Origin of the sequence: Pseudomonas sp. St316 (assembly GCF_018325905.1) — a bacterium.
Taxonomy (GTDB): domain Bacteria; phylum Pseudomonadota; class Gammaproteobacteria; order Pseudomonadales; family Pseudomonadaceae; genus Aquipseudomonas.
This window is the reverse complement of sequence record NZ_AP021901.1, coordinates 874,678-899,027: the sequence shown is the minus strand read 5'-3', so window position 1 is coordinate 899,027 and position 24,350 is coordinate 874,678. Positions and strand designations below refer to the sequence as shown.

The 24,350-nt window shown below is 62.0% G+C and carries 25 protein-coding genes; 13 read left to right on the top strand and 12 right to left on the bottom strand.

Annotation, left to right across the window (positions count from 1 at the left end):
• Positions 1-180 precede the first annotated feature (180 nt).
• From KI237_RS03900 to KI237_RS03885, 4 genes are all read left to right on the top strand, one after another.
• Positions 181-1,476 carry an NCS2 family permease gene (locus tag KI237_RS03900; RefSeq protein WP_212798883.1) on the top strand — a complete coding sequence of 432 codons (1,296 nt, stop codon included), beginning with the start codon at positions 181-183 and terminating at the stop codon, positions 1,474-1,476.
• Positions 1,473-2,552, top strand: a complete 1,080-nt coding sequence (gene trmA / locus KI237_RS03895) for a tRNA (uridine(54)-C5)-methyltransferase TrmA (protein ID WP_212798882.1) — start codon at positions 1,473-1,475, stop codon at positions 2,550-2,552. Before KI237_RS03900 ends, trmA begins: the two co-directional genes overlap by 4 nt.
• 244 nt (positions 2,553-2,796) lie before the next feature.
• Positions 2,797-3,237, top strand: coding sequence for a type II 3-dehydroquinate dehydratase (gene aroQ, locus KI237_RS03890; protein WP_212798881.1), 441 nt, complete (start codon positions 2,797-2,799; stop codon positions 3,235-3,237).
• A 5-nt stretch (positions 3,238-3,242) separates the two neighbouring features.
• Complete coding sequence (locus KI237_RS03885; RefSeq protein WP_502937075.1) at positions 3,243-4,094, top strand: shikimate dehydrogenase; 852 nt, start codon at positions 3,243-3,245, stop codon at positions 4,092-4,094.
• Positions 4,095-4,227: 133 nt separating this feature from the next.
• On the opposite strand, the gene KI237_RS03880 is transcribed toward KI237_RS03885, so the two are convergent.
• Together KI237_RS03880 and quiC are read right to left on the bottom strand one after the other, a co-directional pair.
• The gene (locus KI237_RS03880) at positions 4,228-4,905 is read right to left on the bottom strand and encodes a TetR/AcrR family transcriptional regulator (RefSeq protein WP_212798879.1); all 678 of its coding nucleotides are present in this window, start codon (positions 4,903-4,905) and stop codon (positions 4,228-4,230) included.
• A gap of 103 nt (positions 4,906-5,008) precedes the next feature.
• The gene (gene quiC, locus KI237_RS03875; RefSeq protein ID WP_212798878.1) at positions 5,009-6,910 is read right to left on the bottom strand and encodes a 3-dehydroshikimate dehydratase QuiC; all 1,902 of its coding nucleotides are present in this window, start codon (positions 6,908-6,910) and stop codon (positions 5,009-5,011) included.
• Here quiC and KI237_RS03870 point away from each other — a divergent pair.
• Both KI237_RS03870 and KI237_RS03865 read left to right on the top strand, forming a co-directional pair.
• Entirely contained in the window at positions 6,909-7,064 is a 156-nt protein-coding gene (locus KI237_RS03870; protein WP_212798877.1) for a hypothetical protein, read from the top strand. The genes quiC and KI237_RS03870 overlap by 2 nt on opposite strands.
• 117 nt (positions 7,065-7,181) lie before the next feature.
• A complete protein-coding gene (locus tag KI237_RS03865; protein WP_212798876.1) occupies positions 7,182-8,519 on the top strand; it encodes an MFS transporter in 1,338 nt (445 codons plus the stop codon).
• 135 nt (positions 8,520-8,654) lie between these two features.
• Here the strand turns inward: KI237_RS03865 and KI237_RS03860 are convergent, their stop codons facing one another.
• Together KI237_RS03860 and KI237_RS03855 are read right to left on the bottom strand one after the other, a co-directional pair.
• On the bottom strand, positions 8,655-9,533 hold the full coding sequence (locus KI237_RS03860; protein ID WP_212798875.1) for a DMT family transporter: 879 nt from the start codon (positions 9,531-9,533) through the stop codon (positions 8,655-8,657).
• A gap of 61 nt (positions 9,534-9,594) precedes the next feature.
• Entirely contained in the window at positions 9,595-10,371 is a 777-nt protein-coding gene (locus KI237_RS03855) for an IclR family transcriptional regulator (protein WP_212798874.1), read from the bottom strand.
• 211 nt (positions 10,372-10,582) lie between these two features.
• Here KI237_RS03855 and ypfJ point away from each other — a divergent pair, with 211 nt between their 5' ends.
• Both ypfJ and KI237_RS03845 read left to right on the top strand, forming a co-directional pair.
• On the top strand, positions 10,583-11,473 hold the full coding sequence (gene ypfJ, locus KI237_RS03850; protein ID WP_212798873.1) for a KPN_02809 family neutral zinc metallopeptidase: 891 nt from the start codon (positions 10,583-10,585) through the stop codon (positions 11,471-11,473).
• Positions 11,474-12,421, top strand: coding sequence for an alpha/beta hydrolase (locus KI237_RS03845; protein ID WP_212798872.1), 948 nt, complete (start codon positions 11,474-11,476; stop codon positions 12,419-12,421).
• Between the two features lie 143 nt (positions 12,422-12,564).
• Here KI237_RS03845 and KI237_RS03840 read toward each other — a convergent pair whose 3' ends face one another.
• The 3 genes from KI237_RS03840 to KI237_RS03830 form a co-directional block, all read right to left on the bottom strand.
• Positions 12,565-13,158 (bottom strand): HAD family hydrolase, encoded by a 594-nt coding sequence (locus KI237_RS03840; protein WP_212798871.1) that lies wholly within the window; start codon positions 13,156-13,158, stop codon positions 12,565-12,567.
• On the bottom strand, positions 13,155-14,024 hold the full coding sequence (tesB, locus tag KI237_RS03835; protein ID WP_003205823.1) for an acyl-CoA thioesterase II: 870 nt from the start codon (positions 14,022-14,024) through the stop codon (positions 13,155-13,157). The genes KI237_RS03840 and tesB overlap by 4 nt, the downstream gene beginning before the upstream one ends.
• A gap of 104 nt (positions 14,025-14,128) precedes the next feature.
• A complete protein-coding gene (locus tag KI237_RS03830) occupies positions 14,129-14,698 on the bottom strand; it encodes a GNAT family N-acetyltransferase (RefSeq protein WP_212798870.1) in 570 nt (189 codons plus the stop codon).
• Between the two features lie 73 nt (positions 14,699-14,771).
• Here KI237_RS03830 and KI237_RS03825 point away from each other — a divergent pair, with 73 nt between their 5' ends.
• Both KI237_RS03825 and KI237_RS03820 read left to right on the top strand, forming a co-directional pair.
• Positions 14,772-15,692, top strand: a complete 921-nt coding sequence (locus KI237_RS03825) for a histone deacetylase family protein (protein ID WP_212798869.1) — start codon at positions 14,772-14,774, stop codon at positions 15,690-15,692.
• A gap of 277 nt (positions 15,693-15,969) precedes the next feature.
• Complete coding sequence (locus KI237_RS03820; protein ID WP_212798868.1) at positions 15,970-17,211, top strand: TIGR03862 family flavoprotein; 1,242 nt, start codon at positions 15,970-15,972, stop codon at positions 17,209-17,211.
• A gap of 134 nt (positions 17,212-17,345) precedes the next feature.
• On the opposite strand, the gene rhlE1 is transcribed toward KI237_RS03820, so the two are convergent.
• Together rhlE1 and yedA are read right to left on the bottom strand one after the other, a co-directional pair.
• Positions 17,346-18,683 carry an RNA helicase RhlE1 gene (gene rhlE1 / locus KI237_RS03815; protein WP_212798867.1) on the bottom strand — a complete coding sequence of 446 codons (1,338 nt, stop codon included), beginning with the start codon at positions 18,681-18,683 and terminating at the stop codon, positions 17,346-17,348.
• A gap of 58 nt (positions 18,684-18,741) precedes the next feature.
• On the bottom strand, positions 18,742-19,644 hold the full coding sequence (gene yedA / locus KI237_RS03810; protein WP_212798866.1) for a drug/metabolite exporter YedA: 903 nt from the start codon (positions 19,642-19,644) through the stop codon (positions 18,742-18,744).
• 161 nt (positions 19,645-19,805) lie between these two features.
• Between yedA and KI237_RS03805 the strand changes: the two genes are divergently transcribed.
• Positions 19,806-20,258 (top strand): Lrp/AsnC family transcriptional regulator, encoded by a 453-nt coding sequence (locus tag KI237_RS03805; protein WP_003205835.1) that lies wholly within the window; start codon positions 19,806-19,808, stop codon positions 20,256-20,258.
• A 45-nt stretch (positions 20,259-20,303) separates the two neighbouring features.
• On the opposite strand, the gene KI237_RS03800 is transcribed toward KI237_RS03805, so the two are convergent.
• The 3 genes from KI237_RS03800 to KI237_RS03790 form a co-directional block, all read right to left on the bottom strand.
• Positions 20,304-20,915 (bottom strand): 3'-5' exonuclease, encoded by a 612-nt coding sequence (locus tag KI237_RS03800; RefSeq protein ID WP_116833518.1) that lies wholly within the window; start codon positions 20,913-20,915, stop codon positions 20,304-20,306.
• 22 nt (positions 20,916-20,937) lie between these two features.
• On the bottom strand, positions 20,938-21,417 hold the full coding sequence (locus KI237_RS03795; protein ID WP_053182045.1) for a LabA-like NYN domain-containing protein: 480 nt from the start codon (positions 21,415-21,417) through the stop codon (positions 20,938-20,940).
• A gap of 128 nt (positions 21,418-21,545) precedes the next feature.
• On the bottom strand, positions 21,546-22,304 hold the full coding sequence (locus tag KI237_RS03790; protein ID WP_212798865.1) for a DUF2076 domain-containing protein: 759 nt from the start codon (positions 22,302-22,304) through the stop codon (positions 21,546-21,548).
• Between the two features lie 174 nt (positions 22,305-22,478).
• On the opposite strand from KI237_RS03790, the gene KI237_RS03785 reads away from it, so the two are divergent.
• Positions 22,479-23,141 (top strand): YciC family protein, encoded by a 663-nt coding sequence (locus KI237_RS03785; protein WP_212798864.1) that lies wholly within the window; start codon positions 22,479-22,481, stop codon positions 23,139-23,141.
• Between the two features lie 90 nt (positions 23,142-23,231).
• The gene (locus KI237_RS03780) at positions 23,232-24,311 is read left to right on the top strand and encodes an endonuclease/exonuclease/phosphatase family protein (RefSeq protein ID WP_212798863.1); all 1,080 of its coding nucleotides are present in this window, start codon (positions 23,232-23,234) and stop codon (positions 24,309-24,311) included.
• The last annotated feature ends 39 nt before the right edge of the window (positions 24,312-24,350 follow it).

Genomic DNA, 24,350 nt, shown 5'->3' with positions numbered 1-24,350 from the left:
GTATGGCCCACTTGGCGCGTTGGCAAAACATCGACGACGATCGCAGCCACAACGCTACGCTGCTGGTATGATGCGCGGCTTTTTCCGACCCGCAGAAAATTCCCGGGCGCCGCTGGCGACCTGTGCTTTGCTGTTGAGGTCGATACATTCACGGCGCCGGGCGCGCCACGGGGAGCAGACATGCTGGAAAGGCTGTTTCAACTCAAGGCACATAACACCAACGTGCGGACCGAGATCCTGGCGGGCGTCACAACGTTCCTGGCCATGGCCTACATCCTGTTCGTCAACCCGAGCATCCTCGGCGAAACCGGCATGGACAAGGGTGCGGTGTTCGTCGCCACCTGCCTGGCAGCGGCCATTGGCTCCACGGTCATGGGCCTGATCGCCAACTACCCGATCGCCCTCGCACCGGGCATGGGCCTGAATGCCTTCTTTACCTACACCGTGGTCCTGCACATGGGCCACACCTGGCAAGTGGCGCTGGGCGCAGTGTTCATCTCCGCCGTGCTGTTCTTCCTGCTGTCGATCTTTCGCATCCGCGAGTGGATCATCAACAGCATCCCGCTGCCGCTGCGCTCGGCCATTGCCGCCGGTATCGGCCTGTTCCTGGCGCTGATCGCCCTGAACAATGCCGGCATCGTGGTGAAGAACCCGGCGACCATGGTCGGCCTCGGCGACTTGAAACAACCGGCGCCGATCCTCGCGACCCTCGGCTTTGTCCTGATCGTTGCCCTCGAAGCCTTGAAAGTACGCGGCGCGGTGCTGATCGGCATCCTCGCGGTGACCATCGTCTCGATCCTGATGGGCTTCACCTCGTTCGGCGGCGTGATATCGATGCCGCCTTCCCTGGCCCCAACCTTCCTGCAACTGGACATCAAGGGCGCCCTGGACATCGGCCTGGTGAGCGTGATCTTCGCCTTCCTGTTCGTCGACCTGTTCGACAACTCTGGCACCTTGATCGGCGTTGCCAAGCGCGCCGGCTTGATGGGCAAGGACGGCCACATGCCGAAGATGGGCCGTGCGCTGATCGCCGACAGCACCGCCGCCATGGCCGGCTCGCTGCTGGGCACCTCCACCACCACCAGCTACATCGAATCGGCGGCGGGCGTCAGCGCCGGCGGCCGCACCGGCCTGACCGCCATCGTGGTGGCGGTCCTGTTCCTGCTGGCGCTGTTTTTCTCGCCACTGGCCGCCAGCGTGCCGCCCTTCGCCACCGCCCCAGCCCTGTTGTTCGTCGCCGTGCTGATGACCTCGGGCCTGGCGGAGATCGACTGGGATGACATCACCGTCGCCGCGCCAGTGGTGGTGACCGCCCTGGCAATGCCGTTCACCTATTCCATCGCCAACGGCATCGCTTTCGGCTTCATCGCCTGGACCGCCATCAAACTGGTCTCTGGCCGTGGTCGTGAGCTGAACCCGGCGCTGGTCATTCTGTCCATTCTGTTCGTGATCAAGTTGGGTTGGTTCAACGCATGACTTTTGATTCCCAAGCCTACGCCACTCAGCTCCAGGACAAGGTCACCCGCTTGCGTGACCTGTTGGCGCCGTTCGATGCACCGCAACCTGCGGTGTTCGATTCGCCGCTGGAGAACTTCCGCCTGCGCGCCGAATTCCGTCTCTGGCGCGAGGCCGGCGAACGGCACTACGCAATGTTCTCCCAGGACGACAAGCGCACACCGATCCTCATTGAGGCGTTTCCCATTGCCAGCCTGCGCATCAACCAGTTGATGCCGCAACTCAAGGCCGCCTGGCAAGCCAGCGCGCCCCTGAGCCACAAGCTGTTCCAGGTGGAGTTCCTGACTACCTTGGCGGGCGATGCGATGATCACCCTGTGTTATCACCGTCCGCTGGATGAGCACTGGCACGCGGCCGCCTCGAAACTGGCGGCTGACCTGGGCGTGAGCATCATTGGCCGCTCCAAGGGCAAACGCGAAGTGATCGGCCATGACTACGTGGTGGAGAAACTCGAAGTGGGCGGTCGTACCTTCAGTTATCGCCAACCCGAAGGCGCCTTCACCCAGCCCAACGGCACAGTGAACCAGAAGATGCTCAACTGGGCTTATGACGCACTGGGCGATCGCAGCGACGATCTGCTGGAGTTGTACTGCGGCAACGGCAACTTCACCCTGCCCCTGGCCACCCGCGTGCGCAAAGTGCTGGCCACCGAAATCAGCAAGACCTCGGTGAACGCCGCGCTGAGCAACCTTAGCGAAAACGCGGTGGATAACGTCACGCTGGTGCGCCTGTCCGCCGAAGAACTGACCGAAGCCCTGAACGAAGTCCGGCCGTTCCGCCGCCTGCACGGCATCGACCTGAAAAGCTACGAATTCGGCAGTGTCTTCGTCGACCCGCCTCGCGCGGGCATGGACCCGGATACCTGCGAGTTGACCCGGCGTTTTGACAACATCCTCTACATCTCCTGCAACCCGGAAACCCTCGCCGCGAATATCGCGCAACTGAACGACACCCACCGCATCACGCGCTGCGCGTTGTTCGATCAATTTCCTTGGACCCAGCATATGGAGTCCGGGGTGTTATTGACTCGGCGTTAACCGCCGGGGCGTCCTCCCCTCTGGGCGGGACTGGACAAAGCGCTGTGGGAGCAAGGCTTGCTCCCACAGATAAATACCCTCGCCACAATTCCATCCCTGCCTCGATTGAGAGTCATGTTCGATCATCGAACACTTATTGGCCGATGTCGGCTGCTTTATTTGACCAAATTAACCATCTAGTACAATTTATCTGCAGCGGCTGAAACCCCGCCGACACCAACAATAAAAATGTGGAGAAATTGCGATGCCTCCGATCGTTCTGGTGCTCAACGGCCCGAACCTGAACCTGCTCGGCACCCGCGAGCCGGCGACCTATGGCCATGAAACCCTGGCTGACATCTCGGCACTGTGCGGCCGCACCGCTGAAGAATTCGGCCTGGCGGTGGAGTTTCGCCAGACCAACCAGGAGGGCGAACTGCTGGACTGGATTCACGGCGCCCGTGGCCGATGCGCCGGTATCGTCATCAACCCGGCGGCCTGGACCCACACCTCCGTGGCGATCCGCGATGCCCTGGTGGCCAGCGAAGTACCGGTCATCGAAGTCCACCTGTCCAACGTCCACGCCCGCGAAACCTTCCGCCATCACTCCTTCGTCTCATCCGTTGCCATTGGCGTGATGTGCGGGTTTGGCAGCCACGGTTATCGCCTGGCCCTGGAACATTTCAGTCAGCGGTTGAAGGGTTGATGAGCATGTCGAATATCACTGTGCTGGCCGGCCTAATCGGCGCGGGCATCCAGGCCTCTCGCACGCCTGCGATGCATGAGCGCGAAGGCGATGCCCAGGGCATGCGTTACCTGTATCGCCTGATCGACCTCGACGTGCTGAAACTCGACAGCGGCGCCCTGGCCGATCTACTGGTAGCAGCCGAGCGCATGGACTTCACCGGCCTGAACATCACCTTCCCCTGCAAGCAGGCGATCATCCCGCTGCTCGATGAATTGTCACCCGAGGCCCGCGGTATCGGCGCGGTCAATACCGTCGTGCTCAAGGACGGCAAGCGCATCGGCCACAACACCGACTGCCTGGGGTTCGCCGAAGGTTTTCGTCGCGGCCTGGGGGATGTGGCGCGCAAGCGTGTGGTCCAGATGGGCGCTGGTGGCGCCGGCGCGGCGGTGGCCCACGCGCTGTTGATGGAAGGCGTAGAAACCCTGAGCATTTTTGACGTCGAGGTCAGCCGTGCCGAGGCGCTGGCCAACAACTTGAATCAACACTTCGGCGCTGGCCGCGCCCGTGCCGGGCATGACCTGCCCACCGCCATGGCCGAGGCCGACGGCCTGGTGAACACCACGCCCATGGGCATGGCAAAATTACCGGGCATGCCGGTGCCGGTCGAACTGTTGCGCGGCACTTTGTGGGTCGCGGAAATCGTCTACTTCCCACTGGAAACCGAACTGCTGCGCAACGCCCGCGCGGTCGGCTGCCGCACCCTGGATGGCGGCAACATGGCCGTGTTCCAGGCGGTGAAGGCCTTCGAACTGTTCAGCGGCGTGGCGCCAGATGCGCAGCGGATGCTGGCGCATTTCCAAAGCATGAATCACTAAAGCCTGGTGACAATCCCCTGTGGGAGCAAGCTTGCTCGCGATAGCGTTGGATCAGTCAGCATCAATGTTGACTGAAACACCGTCATCGCGAGCAAGCTCGCGCCCACAAAGGTTTCAGAGTCAGGGTTCGGTGTCAGGGCTGCAGATACCGCAGCACCGACTCACAGACCATCGCGCGATGCCGCTGCTTGATCGCATCATCCGACAGGTCGATCTGAAAGATCTCACCAAATGTCTGGCGATTGGACACGCGGTAAAAACAGAACGAACTGATCAGCAGATGCACATCCAGCGGCTCGAGGCCGGCACGGAACACGCCCTCTTCAGCGCCGCGCCGCAGGATCACGCCCAGGGAATCGAGGATGGTATTGGTCATCGCCTTGATCGCACCTGACTGCTTCACGTACTCGGCGTTGTGGATGTTCTCGATGCAGACGATGCGCACGAAATCCACATTACGATCGTGGTGATCGAAGGTGAACTCCACCAGGCGCCGGATCGCATCGACCGGGGCCAGTTCCGCCAGGTGCAGGCGGCTCTCGGTGGTGCGGATATCTCCATAGAGTTTTTCCAGCACCTCGACGTACAACTGCTCCTTGCTGCCGAAGTAGTAGTAGATCATGCGCTTGGAGGTGTGGATGCGCTCGGCGATGGCGTCGACCCGGGCACCGGCCAGGCCTTGCTGGACGAACTCGACGATGGCTTCCTGAAGAATGTTCTCCCGGGTCTTCTCCGGGTTGTTCTTGCGACTCTTGCGCGGCGCGGCGACGGGTTCGTCGAGCGTTGCGGAAAGCTCTGGATTCATGGTCATTGCGGGGCTCACGGCCATCACTGCACAGATCGGCGATTATGGGCCGCACCGTGCAGTGAAGGAAGCCACGACATTGCCCTTTACCGCCACGTTTACGATTTCCCTACAACTTGGCGTGCCGCAAACCACCGCTGCGGGACTTGGCCATGGCCGCCAGGCGCACCGCGACATTGGCAGCGCCATAACCGGCATAGCCGTTCTTGCGCTGGATGATCTCGAAGAAAAACCGCCCTTCGAACGGCTCGGTGTAGACGTGGAACAGCTCGCCACCCTGGGCGTCACGGTCGTACAACACGTTGAAGTAGGCCAGTTCGCTGAGAAACTCGTCGTCGAAATCGAACCGCGCCGCCAGGTCGTCGTAGTAATTGAGCGGGATGTCCAGCAACGGTACGCCCGCCTCTTTGGCACGACTGACCTGAGCGAAGATATCGTCGCAGTCGAAGGCGATATGATGCACGCCAGAGCCGCGATAACTCGACAAGGCGTGTGAGATTGCAGTGTTGCGGTTCTCGGAAATGTTCAGCGGCAAGCGGATCGAACTGCAGCGGCTGCGCAGCGCGCGGCTTTTGACCAGGCCATAAGGATCGGGCAGGACGACTTCGTCGTCGGCCTCGAAATCCAGCAGGCTCTTGTAGAACAGCACCCAACTGTCGAGGCTGTCGGCCGGTAGCGCCATCGCCATGTGGTCGATGCGCTTGAGCCCGGCCCCAATGACCGCACCCGGCTGCAGATTGAAATCGGTGCCATAGACATCGGCCTGCTGGTCCACCAGGTAAATCAGGCTACCGTCCGGTGCGCGCACCGCCGCCAGCTCCAGTTCATTGGGGCCCACCAACCCACGATAAGGCTGGCCTTTGTAGGCAACGGCCCGTTCCAGGGCGCTGGCGCTGTTTTTCACGCGCACGGCGGTGGCGCACAACGAAGGTCCGTGGGCTTCGAAAAAACTGTGGGCGAACGAGTACGGTTCGCTGTTGAGGATCAGGTTGATATCGCCCTGGCGCAGCAGGCTCACATTCTTGGAGCGATGCTGGCCGGCCTTGACGAACCCCAGCCGTTCCAGCCAATGGGACAGCTTGGCACCGAGGTTATCGTCCACGGCGAACTCGAGGAATTCGATGCCGTTGTATTCACTGGCCGGCGGCGTGGCGAAAAGAATATCGGCATTGCTGGCGGCCGGCGCTTCTTCAGCCAGGCGCTGGCGGGTCTTTTCTTCCAGGTACAGCAGCGAGCGCAGGCCGTCGGCGGCATTGGCCCGTGGCGGCGCGGCGCGGAAACCGTCGTTGAAGATTTCCAGCGACAGCGGTCCGGTGTAGCCACTCTTGATGATCGGTGCCAGGAAACCCGGCAAGTCGAACTCGCCCTGCCCCGGGAAACAACGGAAATGCCGGCTCCACTCCAGGACATCCATGGCCAGGATCGGCGCGTCGGCCATTTGCACGAAGAAGATCTTGTCGCCGGGAATCTCGGCGATCGCGCTCGGATCGCCCTTGAGGGACAAGGTATGGAAGCTGTCGAGCAACACGCCGAGGCTGGGGTGATCGGCCTGGCGCACGATGTTCCAGACCTGTTGATACGTATTCACGTGCCGACCCCAGGCCAGCGCTTCGTAACCGATACGCAAGCCCCGCGCACCGGCACGTTCGGCGAGCAACCGCAGGTCATCGACCAGGATCTGCTCATCGCCGACGCTGTCGGCCGAGGCGTTGCTGCACACCAGCACCAGGTCGGTGCCCAGCTCCTGCATCAAGTCGAACTTGCGCTCGGCGCGCTCCAGATTGCGCGCCAGGCGGTCGCGGCGGCAGCCTTCGAAGTCGCGAAACGGTTGGAATAACGTGATGGCGATGCCCAGGTCGGCGCACATCTGCCTGATTTCCCGAGGGCTGCCATCGTAATAGAGAAGGTCGTTCTCGAAGATTTCCACCCCGTCAAAACCGGCGGCGGCAATGGCTTCGAGTTTTTCCGGCAAGGTACCGCTCAAGGATACGGTGGCAATGGAACGCTGCATGACTTCGGCTCCCGGGACAGGCATCGGCTACAAAAAGGTGCGCCGCTTTTTAAAGAGTCAGCCGATTATTGAGCTGCCGGTTTCTTTCAGCAATTTAATATGTACCATTCGGTTAGTTTTTTGGGCGATTATCGAACAATATGCCGATTGCTGAATTGACGATTTTTTGCTCACTGCGCACCATCGCTTCCACATTGACGCAGGCCCTGGCCGCCGGCATCAATGGACAGACCCAGACCAACCATAAGAATTTCAAAAACGGGTACAAGCTATGATCCCTTCCCAAAGTTCCCGCCTGGCCCCCGGCCTGGGTGTCTCCTCCGGCGGCATCGGTGACAAGATTCGCGGCGCCATGGCCGTGGGCAAGACCCGTTGGGGCATGCTCGCCCTGGTGTTTTTTGCCACCACGCTGAACTACATCGACCGCGCCGCCCTGGGCGTCATGCAGCCTATCCTGGCCAAGGAAATGAGCTGGACGGCGATGGACTACGCCAACATCAACTTCTGGTTCCAGGTCGGTTATGCCGTCGGTTTCGTGTTGCAAGGGCGGCTGATTGACCGGATCGGCGTCAAGCGCGTGTTCTTCTGCGCCGTGCTGCTCTGGAGCGTGGCGACCGGTGCCCACGGCCTGGCCACCTCGGCGCTGGGCTTCATGGTCTGCCGCTTCATCCTCGGCCTCACCGAAGCCGCCAACTACCCGGCCTGCGTGAAGACCACACGGCTGTGGTTCCCGGCAGGCGAGCGGGCCGTGGCCACCGGTATCTTCAACGCCGGGACCAACGTCGGCGCGATGTTCACCCCGATGCTGCTGCCGTTGGTCCTGCACGTGTGGGGCTGGCAAGCCGCGTTCCTGTGCATGGCCGCGCTGGGCGGGATCTGGCTGCTGTTCTGGGGCCTGAAATACTTCAACCCCGAAGACCATCCCAGCGTCAAACAGTCGGAACTGGACTACATCCAGGCCCAGGACGAACCGGACCAGGTCCGCGTGCCTTTCTCCCGTATCCTGCGCATGCGCGGCACCTGGGCCTTCGCCCTGGCCTACTCGATCACCGCGCCGGTGTTCTGGTTCTACCTCTACTGGCTGCCGCCGTTCCTGAACCAGCAATACAACCTGGGCATCAATGTGACCCAGATGGGTATCCCGCTGATCATCATCTACCTCACCGCCGACTTCGGCAGCGTGGGTGGCGGCATCCTGTCTTCATTCCTGATCGGCCGCGGCCTTGATCCGATCAAGGCACGACTGGTGTCCATGCTGCTGTTCGCCTGCTGCATCATCGGCGTGATCATGGCCGCAGGCTCCAGCAGCCTGTGGATAGCGGTGTTCGCCATTTCCCTGGCCATCGGCGCACACCAGGCCTGGACCGCCAATATCTGGAGCCTGGTCATGGACTACACGCCCAAGCACATGATGAGTACGGTGTTTGGCTTCGGCGGCATGTGCGCGGCCATCGGCGGGATGTTCATGACCCAGTTGGTCGGCCACATCCTCACCGTTACCAACAACAATTACACCGTGCTGTTCACCTTGATCCCGGCGATGTACTTCATTGCCCTGACCTGGTTGTACTTCATGGCGCCGCGCAAGGTGCCTACGCTGGAAAGCTGATTCCAGTCGCCCGGGATTCATCCCGATTGTGGGAGCAAGGCTTGCCCGCGATGCAGGCGCCTCGGTTCACTTGGGACCGCATCGTCTTCATCGCGGGCAAGCCTTGCTCCCACAATCAACTCTCCACAATCCGTGTTACCCCCGCCGCTGTTGCCACGCCGCCGCCAGCCCACTCAAGCAAATCAGAGCGATGCCCACCACCGTGGTCAGCGTCGGCGTATGGTTGAACAACAACCAGCCCAGCAGCCCGGCAAACACGATCTGGCAGTACCCGAACGGTGCGAGCAGCGCCGGAGCGGCAAAACGGAAGGCCTGGGTCAGCATCAGGTGCGCCGTCATCCCGCAGGCGCCCAGCGCCAGCATCATCGCGCCGTGCAAAAAGCTCGGCACTTGCCAGAAGAACGGCACCAGCGCGCTCATCACCAAGGTGTTGCACAGGCCGGCGAAGAAGTTGCTGGTGGTCGGGCTGTCGATCTCGCTGAGCTTGCGCGTGAGCAGTTGGTAGAAACAGAAGAACAGCGCCGAACAGAACGGCAATATCACCGCCGGGGTGAACAGATCACCGCCCGGATGGACGATGATCAACACCCCGATAAAGCCGAAGATCACCGCGATCCATTGGCCGCGTGTCACGTGTTCACCCAGCAATGGCACCGACAACGCGGTGACCAGCACGGGCGCGAGAAAGTTGACCGCCGTCGCCTCGGCCAACGGGATATACAACAGCGCCGTGGTGAAGAACAGGCTGGTACCCAGCAGGCACAGCGCCCGGGCCAGTTGCCACAAAGGGCGCTTGGTACGCAGGACCCGCAGCCCCGAGCGCGGCAGGAAAATACCCGCCATCAACAATGTGTGCACCACGTAGCGTGCCCAGACCACCATGATGATCGGGTAGAAACCCGAGAGATATTTCGCCAAGGCGTCATGACTGGAAAACAGAAACGTCGCCACCAGAATAAGCAGGATGCCCTTGAAAGCCTGATTGACGCCGGAAAGCGGAGTGCTAACGGTCATGTAGGAATCCTGCGTTGCGTGATGTAGGGAGCAAGGCTTGCTGTGACGGATGAGACCGCATTCAGCTGAACAACTCCGAGGCCTGGCTGGCTTGCGATAACTCCTCGGCAAACGCCAGCAAGGTCGGTGCCAGCTCATGCAACCGCGCCCGCGTCATCCGTGCGCTGGGGCCGGCAACACTCAACACACCGATGACTCGGCCATCCAATGGATGACGGACCACAGCGGCAATGGCCGACGTGCCGATCGCCGAGCTTTCCTCGACACAGGCATAGCCTTGTTCGCGGGCCTGGTGCAGGTACTGGAGCAGTTCAGCCGGGCTGCGTGGTGCGTTTGGCCCGGCGTCCTCCGGCACTTGCACGGCCTGGCGCGCCACCAGGGCCAACGCCTCGGCGTCACTCATGCAAGCCAGCCAGGCATGGCCCGACGCGGTATAGGACAACGGCGTCTCACGCCCCATGTCCGGGTCGTAACGCAAGCCGGAACGGGCCCCCTGAGACTTGGCGATCCAGGTCTGGCACTCCCCTTCGATGACACCCAGGCGCACCAGTTCACCCGTTTCCTGTGCCAGGCGATCGAGCACGGGCTGCACGATGTCAGCACCGCTTCGCGACAAATAGCGAAAGCCCATGGCAACCAGTCGGGTCGACAAGTGATAACGCAGGTTCTCGGGATTCTGGCGTACATAGCCCAGGCGCATCAGTTCGGCGAGCAAACGGTGGGTGGCACTCTTGGGAATCTGCAGCTGTTCGGCCAAGCCTAGCAGCGGCCACCCGCGTGGGTCGCTGGCGAGGCTTTCCAGCACATTGAAAACCCGTTCGATTTGACTGCCGGCCATGAGCGATCCAAAGACAAGTGCATCGATTCTAGAATATGCAAAGTGTAATGCAAATTCTGGAACCAATGAGCCCTTCATTCATGCCCTGATGAACCAAACCCCACGACGATTGCCTGAAAGCTCAGGCGACACGCGCATCCTGACGCCCCAAAAGCTAGACTCACCGCAACGGCAGTACAGTGACACCCCGGTCAACCAGAGGAACGCCCACATGCTATGGAAAAAAGGTCGCCGCAGTGACAACGTGGTGGACGCCCGCGACGACGGTGGGGGCGGTGGCGGTGGCGGGATGCGCTTCGGCGGCGGCAAGGGACTGAGCCTGACGGCCATCCTCCTGATCGTCGGCATCGGCTGGATCACCGGCCAGGACCCGATGCAGATTCTCGGGCAACTGGCCGGGCAGATGGACCAGTCCGCGCCCGCCACGTCACAAACCCGCCAGGCGCCACCGGCCAACGATGAACAGGCCGAGTTCGTGCGCTCGATTCTCGGCGATACCGAAGACACCTGGGGCCAGGTCTTCCAGCAAGCCGGACGCCAATACCAGCAACCCAAACTGGTGTTGTTCAGCGGTCGGGTCAACTCGGCCTGCGGCCTTGCCTCGTCGGCGACCGGTCCGTTCTATTGCCCGGCAGACCGGCAAGTCTACCTGGACATGAGTTTCTTCAAGGAAATGTCCCAACGCTTCTCCGCCGCCGGGGACTTCGCCCAGGCCTACGTCATTGCCCACGAAGTCGGACACCACGTACAGACGCTGCTCGGCGTGTCGGCGAAAATCCAGGAAGCGCGCCAGCAAGGCCGGCAGATGGAAGGCGATGGCGGCTTGTTGGTACGCCAGGAGTTACAGGCCGATTGCCTGGCGGGTGTGTGGGCCAATCACGCGCAAAAACGCCTGAACTGGCTGGAGCCGGGAGACATCGAGGAAGCCTTGAACGCCGCCAATGCCATCGGCGATGACCGCTTGCAGCAACAAGGCCAGGGCCGTGTGGTACCGGATTCCTTCACCCACGGCACGTCGGCGCAGCGAGTGCGCTGGTTCAAGACCGGGTTCGCCCAGGGCCAGGTCAGCCAGTGCGACACGTTCGCGGCGAAAAACCTGTAGATGAAGTGGGGGGCGCTGATCGGGTTGGTGCTGTGCTGCGCCGTTGCCCAGGCCGAGGAACATGGCGTCAACGTCGTCGCCCAAGGACGACTGCAGTTCAAGGGCGGCGCCATGGCCGTCGCCGTAAGCCCGCCCCCGGCGTCCATCCAGCGCGTGTTGATCATCCTCCACGGTCGGCTGCGCAATGCCGACACCTACCTGCACAGCGCCGAAAAGGCTGCCGGGCAGGCCGGGCAACTGGACACCACCCTGATCATCGCCCCGCAGTTTCTCAACGAACAGGACGTGGCGCGCCATCAATTGCCCAATGACATCCTGCGCTGGCAAGGCAACGACTGGATGGCCGGAGGCCTGTCCACAGGGCCCAACCCAGTCAGTTCCTTCCAAGTACTGGACGACATCGTTGCACGCGTCAGTGACCGGCAGCAGTTTCCCGAAGTGAAGGAGATCGTCATCGCCGGCCATTCCGGTGGCGCCCAGGTAGTGCAGCGCTATGCCTTGCTCGCCCACGGCCAGTACCGGATCAGCCCGCGGTTTGTCATTGCCAACCCGTCGTCCTACGCCTATTTCGATGCGCAACGGCCCATGGCCTTCGACCTCGCCAGTTGCCCTGGCTTCAATCACTGGAAGTACGGCCTGCAGCACTTGCCCGCCTATGCCGCCGGGCAAACACCCGCTCAGTTAGAAGAAAACTACGTCAGGCGCGATATCGTCTATCTGCTCGGGCAACAGGACATCGACCCGGAGCACCCGGCGCTGGATAAGGGCTGCGAAGCGCAGACCCAGGGGGCGTATCGGTTACTGCGCGGGCACTTCTTTTTCGACTACCTGAGCCGGCGTCACCCCGTCGGGTTGAACCAGCGGCTGATCGAGGTGCCCGGGGTGGGGCATAACGGGGATGGGATGTTGACTTCGCCTGAGGGGTTGAAGGCGTTGTTTGGTCAGTAAGCCTTGTGTTGCCTGACAGGGCCTCATCGCGAGCAAGCTCGCTCCCACAGGGGTTCTCTGTCGATTAAAGAATCTGTGCTCACCCACAAATCACTGTGGGAGCGAGCTTGCTCGCGATAGCGGCTAGCCAGCCGCTATCACTCTCAAGCCAACAGCATCCGCCGCAACTCGGCACAATCGCGCGCATGCCAATCCGTCAGCTCCGGCCACGGATTGTCCGGCAGGTTCACCAGCACCGTCCGCGCCCCCGCCGCGCGACCGCAGTCCAGGTCAAAGCGGTAATCACCCACCATCACCATCGCCTCGGGCGCCACGTTCCAGGCCTCGGCCAGTTTCAACAGGCCACCGGGATGCGGCTTGGGCGGAGCCTCGTCGCGCCCCAGCACATCTTCCACGGCGAAACAGTCCGCCAGGCCGATGGCCTCAAGGGTCACGTGGGCCAGTTCGCGGGCGTTGCGGGTGAGGATGCCCAGGCGATAACCGCGCCTCGCCAGTTCACGCACCAACTCGACCGCCCCCGGTGCAGGCTTGGAGCCCAACGCCAGGTCCCGTTCGTGCTCCAGCAGCCAGGCATGCTTGGTCGCGGCTTCATCAGCCGGCAACGCCGCCAGATGGGTGAGGATGTCGTCTTCGGCCGGAATCGCCAGGGCCACGCGGATCGCCGCGAAGTCATGCACGGCGATGGTCAGCGTGCCATCCATGTCGAACACCCAGTGACGAACCTCGGCCAGGCTCATGCCCAGTCCTTGCGATGGCGAATCAGGCCTTCCTGGGTCACCGAGGCCACCAGTTGCCCGGCGCGGTTGAACACGCTGCCACGGGAGAACCCGCGGGAATTGCCGGCCCACGGGCTGTCCATGGCGTAGAGCAACCAGTCATCGGCGCGCAGGTCGGCATGGAACCACAAGGCGTGATCGAGGCTGGCGACCTGCATGTCCTTGTGCCAAACCGATTTGCCGTGGGGCAGCAGCGAAGTGGTCAACAGGCCGAAGTCCGACGCGTAGGCCAGCAGGTATTTGTGCAAGGCCGGCGAATCCGCCAGGGCGCCATCGGCACGGAACCACACGTATTTGACCGGATCGGCCGGCTGCGGGTTGTAAGGGTCTTTTTCGGTGACCGGGCGCACTTCGATCGGCTTGGGGCACAGCAGTTTTTCGCGCATGTGCTCAGGCAGCAAGTGCGCACGTTGCTGGGTCAGTTCCAGCTCGGACGGCAGGTTCTCCGGCCCGACGACTTGCGGCATGCTGCTCTGGTGCTCAAAGCCCTCTTCGTCGTACTGGAACGACGCACTGCAAGTGAAAATCGGGTTGCCCTTCTGGATCGCCGTCACCCGGCGAGTGCTGAAGCTGCCACCGTCACGCACCCGGTCCACCTGGTAGACCACCGGCAATGCCGCGTCACCCGGACGCAGGAAGTAACCGTGCATCGAATGCACATGGCGCGCCTCTTCCACGGTCTGGCTGGCCGCCGACAACGACTGGCCCAGTACCTGGCCGCCGAACAACTGGCGAAACCCCAAATCCTGGCTACGCCCGCGAAACAGGTTCTCTTCGATCGGTTCCAGGGTCAGCAGGTCGACCAGATCTTCCAACACGTGGCTCATTCAGACTTTCCTCACACAGCGCAATACCGCGCAGTCTACGCTGCGGCGGTGGATCGATTGTTGGCCCGGGCCACTCTGGCGGGCATTGTAAACGTCCGTGTCGGCTAACCGTGCAGGGTCTGCAACCACTGCTCACGATTGATGCGATAGAGCACATGGTGACGCAATGGATGACCGACGGCGAGTGTCGGGTGTTCGAAGTCGTCAGCCGGGTCGTGCTGCATGCCAATGGCCTGCATGACCTTTTGCGAGGGCAGGTTATCGACGGCAGTGAACGCCACCACTTCGTCCAGCGTCAATTGGTCGAAGGCACAACGCAGGGCGGTCCACGCCGCTTCGCTGGCATACCCCAGGCCCCAGTGCTCCCGGGCCAGGCGCCAACCGATCTCGATAGCCGGTGTGAAAGGCGCATCGAACCCGACCACACCCAGCCCGGTGAAACCAATGAAAGCGCCTGTGTCCTTGCGTTCCAGGGCCCACAAACCAAAACCATGCTCGGCGAAATGCCCCCGTACGCGACCGATCAGGGCGGCGCTTTCCAGGCGGCTCAGGGGCGCCGGAAAATAACGCATCACCTGCGGGTCTGCGCACATGGCGGCAAATTCCGGCAAGTCATCATCGCGCCACTGCCGCAAGAGCAGCCGTGCGCTTTCCAGTTCCAGTATCGGCTCCATATTCACTCCCCTTCCATGCCCCAGAGTCTACATCGCTGGTAGGATCCGTCACTCAATCACTACTGAAAACACCATGTCGCTGCCGCTGATCTATCACGAAGACTACAGTCCCGAATTCCCGGCGGAACACCGTTTCCCCATGGACAAGTTTCGCCTGTTGCGCGATCACCTGGTGGACAGCGGCCTGACCCGCGACGCCGACCTGTTGCGCCCAGCGCTGTGCCCACCGGACATTCTCGCCCTGGCCCACGACCGAGCCTATATCGAACGCTACATGGGCGGCGAGTTGTCCCGCGAAGACCAACGGCGACTTGGCCTGCCCTGGAGCGAAGCCCTGGCCCGCCGAACGGTGCGCGCCGTGGGCGGCTCGCTCCTGGCCGCCGAACAAGCCCTCGAGCACGGCCTGGCCTGCCACCTGGCCGGCGGCACCCATCACGCCCACTACGACCACCCGGCCGGGTTCTGCATCTTCAACGACCTGGCGGTGATCAGCCGCTATTTCCTGGCCAGCGGCCGAGTTTCGCGGGTGCTGATTTTCGACTGCGATGTCCATCAGGGCGACGGCACCGCCCGAATACTCCATGACACCCAGGACGCCGTGACAGTTTCCCTGCACTGCGAAAAGAATTTTCCTGCACGCAAGGCGCAAAGCGATTGGGACATCCCCCTACCGATGGGCATGGAAGACGCGGCTTATTTGAAAGTGGTGGACGATGCGCTCAACTACTTGCTGCCACTCTATCAGCCAGACCTGGTGCTGTATGACGCTGGCGTCGACGTACACAAGGATGACGCCCTCGGTTACCTGAAGCTGACAGACGAAGGCCTCGCCGCCCGGGACGAGAGCGTCATGCGCCATTGCCTGGGACGCGACATCCCGGTGGTCGGCGTGATCGGTGGCGGCTATAGCAAGGACCGCAAGGCCCTGGCCCGCCGCCATGGGATCCTGCACCACAGCGCACAAAAGGTCTGGACGTCATCAGGTTGTCACTGAAACCTGGGCTTTACCCACAATGCCTGTGGAGCGGCCTGTGGATAACCTGAGCGAAACGGCTTACAGGCTATGGCGCATATAGCCTGCAGAGGCTTGGCTGTTTTTTGATCACTTCTTGGAAAGCACCACCCCACCCTGTGGGAGCGAGCTTGCTCGCGATAGCGGTGTGTCAGTGTCATTCATGTAGCTGACCTTCCGCTATCGCGAGCAAGCTCGCTCCCACAAAGAGTTGTGCTGGTAGAATGCCCGGCTTCTTCCTTACCCCTCGCAGCTCGCCATGACCCAAGCCCCCAAGCCTTCCGCCCCCAACATCGCCATCATCGGCGGCGGCCCCGCCGGCCTGATGGCGGCAGAGGTGTTGAGCCAGGCCGGCCTGCGGGTCGACCTGTACGACGGCATGCCATCGGTGGGCCGCAAATTCCTGCTGGCCGGCGTGGGCGGCATGAACATCACCCACTCAGAAGCCTTCCCGGCCTTCCTCTCCCGCTACGGTGAACGGGCGCCGAACATTGCCCCGCTGCTGCGGGCATTCGGCGCCGAGCAATTGTGCGATTGGATTCACGGACTGGGCATCGACACGTTTATCGGCAGCTCCGGACGGGTATTTCCTACCGACATGAAAGCCGCGCCGTTGCTGCGCGCCTGGCTCAAGCGCCTGCGCGATGCCGGCGTGATGATCCACACTCGCCATCGCTGGCTCGGCTGGAACCCCGATGACAGCTTGCGAATAGCGAGTCCGGAAGGCGAGAAAACGCTACGCCCCGACGCGACACTGCTGGCCCTGGGCGGCGGCAGTTGGTCGCGCCTGGGCTCTGACGGTGCCTGGATGCTGGCGCTGGAACAATGCGGTGTGGCCCTGGCGCCATTGCAACCGAGCAACTGTGGGTTCGAGGTAGAGGCCTGGAGCGACCTGATGATCAGCAAATTCGCTGGCGCCCCGCTGAAAAATATCGCCATTGGTTTGAACGACGATAAGCCGCGCCTCGGCGAGTGCGTGATCACCGCCACCGGCATCGAAGGCAGCCTGATCTACGCGCTTTCGGCAGCTATCCGCGAAGCGATCAACCAACACGGCCGCGCGACCCTTCACCTGGATCTGCTGCCGGGCCGGCCTGTGGATAAAATCCAGCAAGCCCTGAACAAGCCTCGCGGATCGCGCTCAATGGCCAAGCACTTGCACAGCCAGTTGGGGATCGACGGGGTCAAGGCTGCGCTGTTGCGCGAGCTTGCGCCAGCCGAGAGTTTCACTGACCCGGCGCAACTGGCCCAGGCGCTCAAGGCCCTGCCGCTCACGCTGGTGAAGACCCGCCCCCTGGACGAAGCCATCAGCAGCGCTGGAGGCGTGACGTTCGAAGCCTTGGATGAACGCTTGATGCTCAAGCAATTGCCCGGCGTTTTCTGCGCCGGGGAAATGCTCGATTGGGAAGCGCCGACCGGTGGTTACCTGCTCACGGCGTGCTTTGCCAGTGGCCGGGCGGCGGGTTTAGGAATTCTGGAGTGGTTGCAGCGCCTGGATTGAAGACCCAAGCGCACCCATCGCGAGCAAGCTCGCTCCCACAGGATATCTGCATGGACACCGGATTTGTGAACACCTGAACACCACTGTGGGAGCGAGCTTGCTCGCGATAGCGGTGTATCAGGCGCAACGGATCCTCAAGGCTTACGCTTACGCGGCCCGGTATTGAACACCGGCACCTTGCGCACAGGCTTGACCGAAGGTTCCACAGGCCCAGCGTCGCCGCTGTCCACCCACTTGCCCAGGTTGCGCTTGCCGCCGCTACCGGAGGTTTTCGGTTTCTTCGGCTTTTTCGGTTTCTTGATTACCTGTCCGCTGGCATCGGTGTCCGGTACCCGATGTTCAGGCTCGAAGTCCTGTTCCATCTGACGAGTCAGCGCCTGGCGCGTCAGCATCTCGATGGCCGACAGCAGGTTCACTTCGTCGGCGCAGACCAGGGAAATCGCTTCCCCGGTCGAGCCCGCCCGACCGGTACGGCCGATGCGGTGGATGTAGTCCTCGGCGACGATCGGCAGGTCGAAGTTCACCACCAACGGCAAATCTTCGATATCCAAGCCACGGGCAGCGACGTCGGTCGCCACAAGGATCTGCACTTCGCTGGCCTTGAAGCGGTCCAGTGCCCGCTGGCGGGTGGCCTGGGGTTTGTCACCGTGGATGCCGTCGGCGTTGACGCCCAGGCCCTGGAGTTTTTCCACCAGTGCATCGACACCGTTGCGGGTCTTGGCAAAGACCAGCACCTGCTTCCACTTGTTCTTGCGCATCAGGTGCACGAACAATTCCGGCTTGCGCTTCTTATCAACCGTCACCACCCATTGCTTGACGGTGTTGGCGGCGACGTTGCGCGGGCTCACTTCGATGCTCAGCGGATCATTGAGCATCTGCCCGGCCAACAAGCGGATCGCATCGGAAAAGGTCGCCGAGAACAATAGGGTCTGGCGCTTCTTCGGCAGGGCCTTGTAGATATTCGCCAACTCCTCGGAGAAGCCCAGGTCTAGCATGCGGTCGGCTTCGTCCAGCACCAGGGTCTGCAACTGGTTGAACTTCAGCGCATTCTGGCGGAACAAGTCGAGCAAGCGACCCGGCGTGGCGACCAGCAGATCGACGCCTTTGCGCAACTTCATCATCTGCGGGTTGATGCTGACACCGCCGTACACGGCGTAGGTGCTCAGCGGCAGGTTTTGCGCGTACTGACGCACGCTTTCATGGACCTGCTCAGCCAGCTCACGGGTCGGCACGAGGATCAGCGCCCGCACCGAGTTGGCGGCGACCTTCGGCCCTTCGGTGGTCAGCAACTGCAACAGCGGCACGGCGAAACCGGCGGTCTTGCCGGTGCCGGTCTGGGCCGCGGCCATCAGGTCGCGACCGGCCAGCACCGCCGGCATGGCTTGGGCCTGCACCGGGGTCGGGGTCTGGTAGCCGAGCGTCTCGAGGGCGCGCAGCAAGGGTTCGATCAGGCCAAGGGTGGCGAAAGTCATGGAAGTACCGTAGGAAAAATCAGCGCAAGGTGTGCAATGCGCGGCAGTTTACCCTAAATCAGGAAGCGGCCGGCGCAGGCTTGGGTTTACGCCACTGCGGCAAACCGATCAACACCACGGCACTGATGATCACCAACATCGCCATACTTTCTTCAGCGCCAATGGTTTCACCCGCGAACACGATCCCCAGCAACACCGCCACGGCCGGGTTGACGTAGGCATAGCTGGTGGCCGCCGCCGGGCGCACATGCTTGAGCAGGTACATATAGGCGTTGAAGGCGATGATCGAACCGAAGAAGGTCAAGTAAGCCAGCGCAAACCAACCTTCAAACGGCGGGACACGCTCCAGGTGTTCGCCGCTGGCAAAACTGCCGAGCAACAGCACCACACCGCCCACGAGCATTTCCACGGCACTGGCCATCGCCCCGGCCGGCAACGGCACGTGCTTGCTCAGCACCGAACCGAAGGCCCAGGAGGCCGCCGCGAATACCAGCAAGGTCGCACCCAACGGGCTGGACTGCAGGTTGGAGCCCAGGTTGAGCATCGCGATGCCAATCAACCCCAGCACAATCCCCGCCCATTCCAGACGGGTATTACGCGCGCCCCAGAAATAACCGCAGAGCAAGGTAAACAAAGGCACCGTCGCCACCGCCAGGGCCGCAACCCCGGACGCCACGCCCGTGTGCTCGGCCACACTGACCGCACCGTTACCGAAACTGAGCAACAGCACGCCGATGATGGCCCCGGCCTTCCATTGCGCCCAAGTCGGCGCCGGTGCCCCGCGCCAGCGCAGGAAGCCATACATCAGTGAACCGGCCAGCACAAAACGAATCCCGGCCAGCAACAACGGCGGCCAATGCTCCACCCCGATGCGAATCACCAGGTAGGTCGACCCCCAGATGACGTACAAGGCAAAAAAGGCTGCGATCAATGGCAAGGGAAAACGGCGTGGGCCAGGCATGGTCGGCTCGAAGTCAGGACAATGAGAGACGCTATTCTAGAAAGGCGACAGACGGAAAATAAGTTACAAAACCTGTTTATCCGAGCCGTACACTTTTCAAAACACGGAGATCAGCGCTATAAACCATGCTTTCGAAAGCCACGTCATTTGGAACCCCTCCTGTGGATAAATACGACCGCATGTTGCTCAGCGCCCTGTTGGAAAACGGTCGTGCGTCCTACGCCGAACTGGCCCGCAAAGTGAACCTCTCAGCCCCCGCCGTGGCCGAGCGGGTCAGCAAACTGGAAGCCAGCGGCGTCATCACCGGTTATCAAGCCAAAGTCGACATGGCGAAAATCGGCCTGCCGGTTCAGTGCGTCATCGAACTGCGGATGAACCAGCACGGCAACCAGAAGACCTACGACGAACTGTGCAAGATCCCACAACTGACCGAGTGCCACCGGGTCACCGGGGATCCCTGCGTGATCATGCAAGCGGCGGTTGGCTCAATGCCGGAACTGGAGGAGTTGATCAACCGCATCGCCAAGTTCGGCTTCAGCAAGACCTCGATCGTGCTGTCCAGCGCCATTGAGAAGCGCGTGCCGTTGGGGCAATTGGAAGGCAATGGGAAATAATCGACCCAACACAAATCAAAACTGTGTTTTTGTTTTGTAGTGTGTTCAGAATCCGCGATGGCGCTTGAGGTGCTCGTTGATCTTCGCCGCCGGCACTTTCTGCAAGCTGCACAGCAAATCATGGGACAACTCCCGCAACCCGTGCTTTTGCCGCAGTTCCGAGGCCAGGTGCGCAGTGAGGTTGGCGGCCATTTCGGCGTCGGCCATGGCCCGGTGAGCCTGGCCGGTATGGGGCAGGCCGGCGAACGCGTTGAGTGTGCCGAGCTTGTGGTTCGGCGCCGCCGGCATCAGGCGCCGGGCCAGCAACAGTGAGCAGGCAAAATTCTGCAAGCGGGTGCGCTTGATTCGCCCCAGCTCAAAATCCCAGAACTTCTGGTCGAACGCGGCGTTGTGCGCCAGCAGCGGCGTGATGCCGACGAACTCGTTGACCTCGTTCATCACTTTTTCCGCCGACGGGGCGCTGCGCAGCATGGCATTGCTGATGCCGGTCAGTTGCTCGATAAATGCAGGGACGCGCACACCGGCATTCATCAGGCTCTGGTAGCGGTCGACGATCCGACCCTGTTCAAGGATCACCACGGCAATTTCGGTGGCCCGGCAACTGCTGCTTGGCGTGATGCCGGTGGTTTCAAAGTCGATGACTGCGATGCGTTCCAAACCTGTCTGAGCTCCGTAAAAATCAATTCTTGAGCAGCAAGGCGCCTTCGATGGGCACGTAGCGGCTGGCGGCGCGGATCAGCGAATTGGCGGTCAACCCCGGCACGCCATAGGCCACGGCCTGTACACCGTGCTTTTGGATGATGCGTTCGAGCAGCATGTCGAAATCGCCATCGCCGGAGGCCAGCACCACTTCGTCGACGTGGTCGGCGGCGTCCATGATGTCCAGCGTGATGCCCACGTCCCAGTCGCCCTTGGCCGAGCCGTCGCTGCGCTGGATGTAGGGCTTGAGCTTCACGACAAAGCCCAGGTTGCGCAGGATCTGCTGGAATTGCTGCTGCTTGCTGTCACCGCGATCGATCGCGTAGGCATAGGCCTCGACGATCTGCCCCTGCTTGCTGACATCAGCCCACAGCGCGGCGTAGTTGAAATGGCAACCGTAGGCTTGGCGCACGGTGTAGTAGAGGTTCTGGACATCGGCGAACACTGCAATTTTTTTCACCGCGTTTCCTCTTGGATGCACACGCACACAGGCCACCAGGGCCGAAAAGTCGCCCAGTATGCCAGCCCGAAGGATTGTTCCGCGAATAATCGGCCCGAGGCGCCAGGGCGCCCCGGACGAATGGCGGGTCAGACGAAGGAGTCGTCGTCGCCGAAGGAAGAAGAATCGTCGCTGTAGTCCGCGTCGCTGAAACCGCCCGGGTCGTTGCCATAGCTGTCGTTATCGGCCACCCGTTGGTCATCGCCCCAACCGCTGTCGCCGCTGTTGGCGGTGTCGTTGACCGGTTGGGCCGGCTCCTCCTTGATGACCTCGACGATTTCCTGGGGTTGCTGGCTGCTGTGAAACAGGCTGCTGATGCCTTGGGCCAGCATCACGCCGCCGGCCACGCCCGCCGCGGTTTTCAGGGCACCGCCGAGGAAGCTGCCCGCTGCCGGGGCCTGCTGCTGCGGTGCAGCATAATTGCCGGGCGGCGCGCCGAAGCCCTGCTGGGGCTGAGCATTGAAGGACGGCTGTGCCGGTTCGCGCCAGCCTCCCCCACTGGACGTCGGTGCGCTTGCCGGGCGTGAATCCCGGGCACTGCCACCAAAAATGCTTGAGAGAAAGCCTCCGCCACCGCTGGGTGCCGATGGCTGGGAACGGGCCCGTTGCAGATCGGCCTGCAATTGATCGACTTGCTGGGTGAGTTGCTTGTTCTGTTCATCGAGGTGCTTGATCGCGGCCTCTTGCACCAGAATCGCCTGGGCCATGAAATAGCCCGCCGCTGGCTGGCTGGCCAGGTGTTCCTTGATCCGCGCCTCGGCCTGGACGTCACGCGGGGCTGAATCCTTTTCGGCCTGTTGCAGCCGTGAAAACAGTCCATCGATCAGGGTTTGTTCTTCGCTGTTCATGGCGACCTCATTAGATTGCCGGGTAGAAACCATTCCGGTCCTTACGACCGGTGCCCACCAGTAATGGGGCTCGCCGCAAAGGTTTCAATGGTCTTTACCTGATGTTTACGTTTGCTTGTGCGGGCACCTGATCGGTTAAAGTGTCGGACCGCTTTTGAACTGCGATACCGACTCATGAATCCGTTTGACGTGCTGCGCGACTCTTTGTATTTCTTCAAGCGCCATCTGGGCCGGATCGCCCAGCTGTGCCTGCCGCTGGTCATACTCGAGGCTGTGCTGCAGCAAGGCGTGGACAGCGCCGTCGGACCCGAGGGCTTCCCCGGCTACAGCGTGATCGTCGGGCTCTTGGTGTACCCCTTGTATACCGCCGCGCTGATCCTGTTTCTCGACGCCCGCAGCCGCGGTGAAGCACCACGCACCCGTGACCTGCTCGCCACGGCCCTCACCCTGTGGCCTCGCTTTGCCTTGCTGACGGCCCTCAACACGCTGTTGATCCTGGTGGGACTGTCGTTGTACTTCCTGCCGGGCCTGTGGCTGATGGTGACCCTGGCCTTCAGTGAGTACCTGTTGGTCCTCAGGGGCCTGACACCCCTGGCGGCGATGAAGGAAAGCCTGAACATGTCCCGCGGCAACTTCTGGCGGGTGCTGTTGTGCATTCTGGCGGTGATGGGCCCGCTGTGGCTGCTCAAGGGTGTCAGCGTCTCGGTGTATCCGTCGCCTCAGAACCCTGTGCTCGGCCTGCTGATCGACAGCGTCCACAGTTTCCTGCAACTGTTCACCAGCGTGGTGCTGTTCCGCCTGTTCATGTTGATCGAAGCCAAGCCTGACAACCGCTGATCGCACATTGCGAAGGCCCCGGGCTTGGGCTTGAGAACCGCTCTCGGTTATGCTCGGGATCACTTTCGCGTTTCGCCCATAAGCCGAGCCATGACCCGTCTACTGCGCTACACCTTGCTGGGCCTGCTGTTGATCCTCAGCCTGGCCGCCCTGTCGATCTACGGCCTGACCTGGCGGCCACAACCTCGGGAAACCGTGCCGGTCAGTTGCACCGCCAACGCAGCACCGCTGGTGCCCGGCCAGGCCTTGAAGGTGATGACCTGGAACGTCCAGTTCCTCGCCGGCAAACGCTACGTGTTCTGGCACGACCTGGCCCAGGGCAACGATGAAAGCCCGACCCTGGAAGACATGGCCTTCAGCCTCGACGAAGTGGCACGGGTCATCCGCGACGAGCAACCGGACGTCGTGCTGCTCCAGGAACTGGACAAGGGCGCCAAGGCCAGCGATTACCAGGACCAGCTCAAGCTGTTGCAGGAGCGGCTGGCCGACCTCTATCCGTGCGGCACCAGTGCCTTCGACTGGAAGGCCGATTTCGTCCCCGATCCACACATCTTCGGCAGCGTCGGCCGGCAACTGGCGACCCTGAGTCGCTACCGCATCGACCATGCCGAACGGGTACAACTGCCGGTGGCCGACACCCACTTCATCAGCCGTCAGTTCCAGCCGAAAAATGCCTTGTTGGTGAGCTATCTGCCGCTGAGCGGCGGCGGCCAACTGGCGGTGCTCAACACCCACCTGGAACGGGCCAGCGAGCCGGACGAAACCCTGCCCAAACAAATCACCGCCGTGGCCAAGGCCTTGGATAAATTCGAATCCGCTGGCACACCCTGGCTGATCGGCGGCGACTTCAACCTGCTGCCCCTGGGCCAGTACCGGCGCCTGCCGGCCGAGCAACGCGAGCCCTACTCCGCCGACAGCCCCCTGCACCTGCTGTGGGACAAATACCCGATGATCCCCACCAACAACGAGGCCAGCGGCATCGACCGCGAACACTGGCTGACCCACTACCCGAACGACCCCGGCCTCAACGGCCCCGACCGCACCGTCGACTACCAGTTCTACAGCCCGCGCCTCAAACGGGTCGAAGCCCGGGTAAGGCAGGACGACACCTTGCGCATCTCCGACCATTTGCCGGTGATTGCGCGGTTTTTGTTGCCGGTAGCGCCGTGATCGGCGCATCGCCGCCGAACACCTGTGGGAGCGAGCTTG

Bases quoted from the DNA above. Each gene is read 5' to 3' on its own strand.
- KI237_RS03860 (WP_212798875.1), bottom strand. From the start codon at position 9,533: ATGACCGTTAGCACTCCGCTTTCCGGCGTCAATCAGGCTTTCAAGGGC.
- KI237_RS03825 (WP_212798869.1), top strand. From the start codon at position 14,772: ATGTCGCTGCCGCTGATCTATCACGAAGACTACAGTCCCGAATTCCCG.
- aroQ (WP_212798881.1), top strand. From the start codon at position 2,797: ATGCCTCCGATCGTTCTGGTGCTCAACGGCCCGAACCTGAACCTGCTC.
- KI237_RS03845 (WP_212798872.1), top strand. From the start codon at position 11,474: ATGAAGTGGGGGGCGCTGATCGGGTTGGTGCTGTGCTGCGCCGTTGCC.
- KI237_RS03865 (WP_212798876.1), top strand. From the start codon at position 7,182: ATGATCCCTTCCCAAAGTTCCCGCCTGGCCCCCGGCCTGGGTGTCTCC.
- KI237_RS03855 (WP_212798874.1), bottom strand. From the start codon at position 10,371: ATGGCCGGCAGTCAAATCGAACGGGTTTTCAATGTGCTGGAAAGCCTC.
- yedA (WP_212798866.1), bottom strand. From the start codon at position 19,644: ATGCCTGGCCCACGCCGTTTTCCCTTGCCATTGATCGCAGCCTTTTTT.
- KI237_RS03900 (WP_212798883.1), top strand. From the start codon at position 181: ATGCTGGAAAGGCTGTTTCAACTCAAGGCACATAACACCAACGTGCGG.
- KI237_RS03785 (WP_212798864.1), top strand. From the start codon at position 22,479: ATGAATCCGTTTGACGTGCTGCGCGACTCTTTGTATTTCTTCAAGCGC.
- rhlE1 (WP_212798867.1), bottom strand. From the start codon at position 18,683: ATGACTTTCGCCACCCTTGGCCTGATCGAACCCTTGCTGCGCGCCCTC.
- trmA (WP_212798882.1), top strand. From the start codon at position 1,473: ATGACTTTTGATTCCCAAGCCTACGCCACTCAGCTCCAGGACAAGGTC.
- KI237_RS03880 (WP_212798879.1), bottom strand. From the start codon at position 4,905: ATGACCATGAATCCAGAGCTTTCCGCAACGCTCGACGAACCCGTCGCC.
- KI237_RS03870 (WP_212798877.1), top strand. From the start codon at position 6,909: ATGACTTCGGCTCCCGGGACAGGCATCGGCTACAAAAAGGTGCGCCGC.
- KI237_RS03840 (WP_212798871.1), bottom strand. From the start codon at position 13,158: ATGAGCCTGGCCGAGGTTCGTCACTGGGTGTTCGACATGGATGGCACG.
- KI237_RS03790 (WP_212798865.1), bottom strand. From the start codon at position 22,304: ATGAACAGCGAAGAACAAACCCTGATCGATGGACTGTTTTCACGGCTG.
- tesB (WP_003205823.1), bottom strand. From the start codon at position 14,024: ATGAGCCACGTGTTGGAAGATCTGGTCGACCTGCTGACCCTGGAACCG.
- ypfJ (WP_212798873.1), top strand. From the start codon at position 10,583: ATGCTATGGAAAAAAGGTCGCCGCAGTGACAACGTGGTGGACGCCCGC.
- KI237_RS03885 (WP_502937075.1), top strand. From the start codon at position 3,243: ATGTCGAATATCACTGTGCTGGCCGGCCTAATCGGCGCGGGCATCCAG.
- KI237_RS03780 (WP_212798863.1), top strand. From the start codon at position 23,232: ATGACCCGTCTACTGCGCTACACCTTGCTGGGCCTGCTGTTGATCCTC.
- KI237_RS03820 (WP_212798868.1), top strand. From the start codon at position 15,970: ATGACCCAAGCCCCCAAGCCTTCCGCCCCCAACATCGCCATCATCGGC.
- KI237_RS03830 (WP_212798870.1), bottom strand. From the start codon at position 14,698: ATGGAGCCGATACTGGAACTGGAAAGCGCACGGCTGCTCTTGCGGCAG.
- quiC (WP_212798878.1), bottom strand. From the start codon at position 6,910: ATGCAGCGTTCCATTGCCACCGTATCCTTGAGCGGTACCTTGCCGGAA.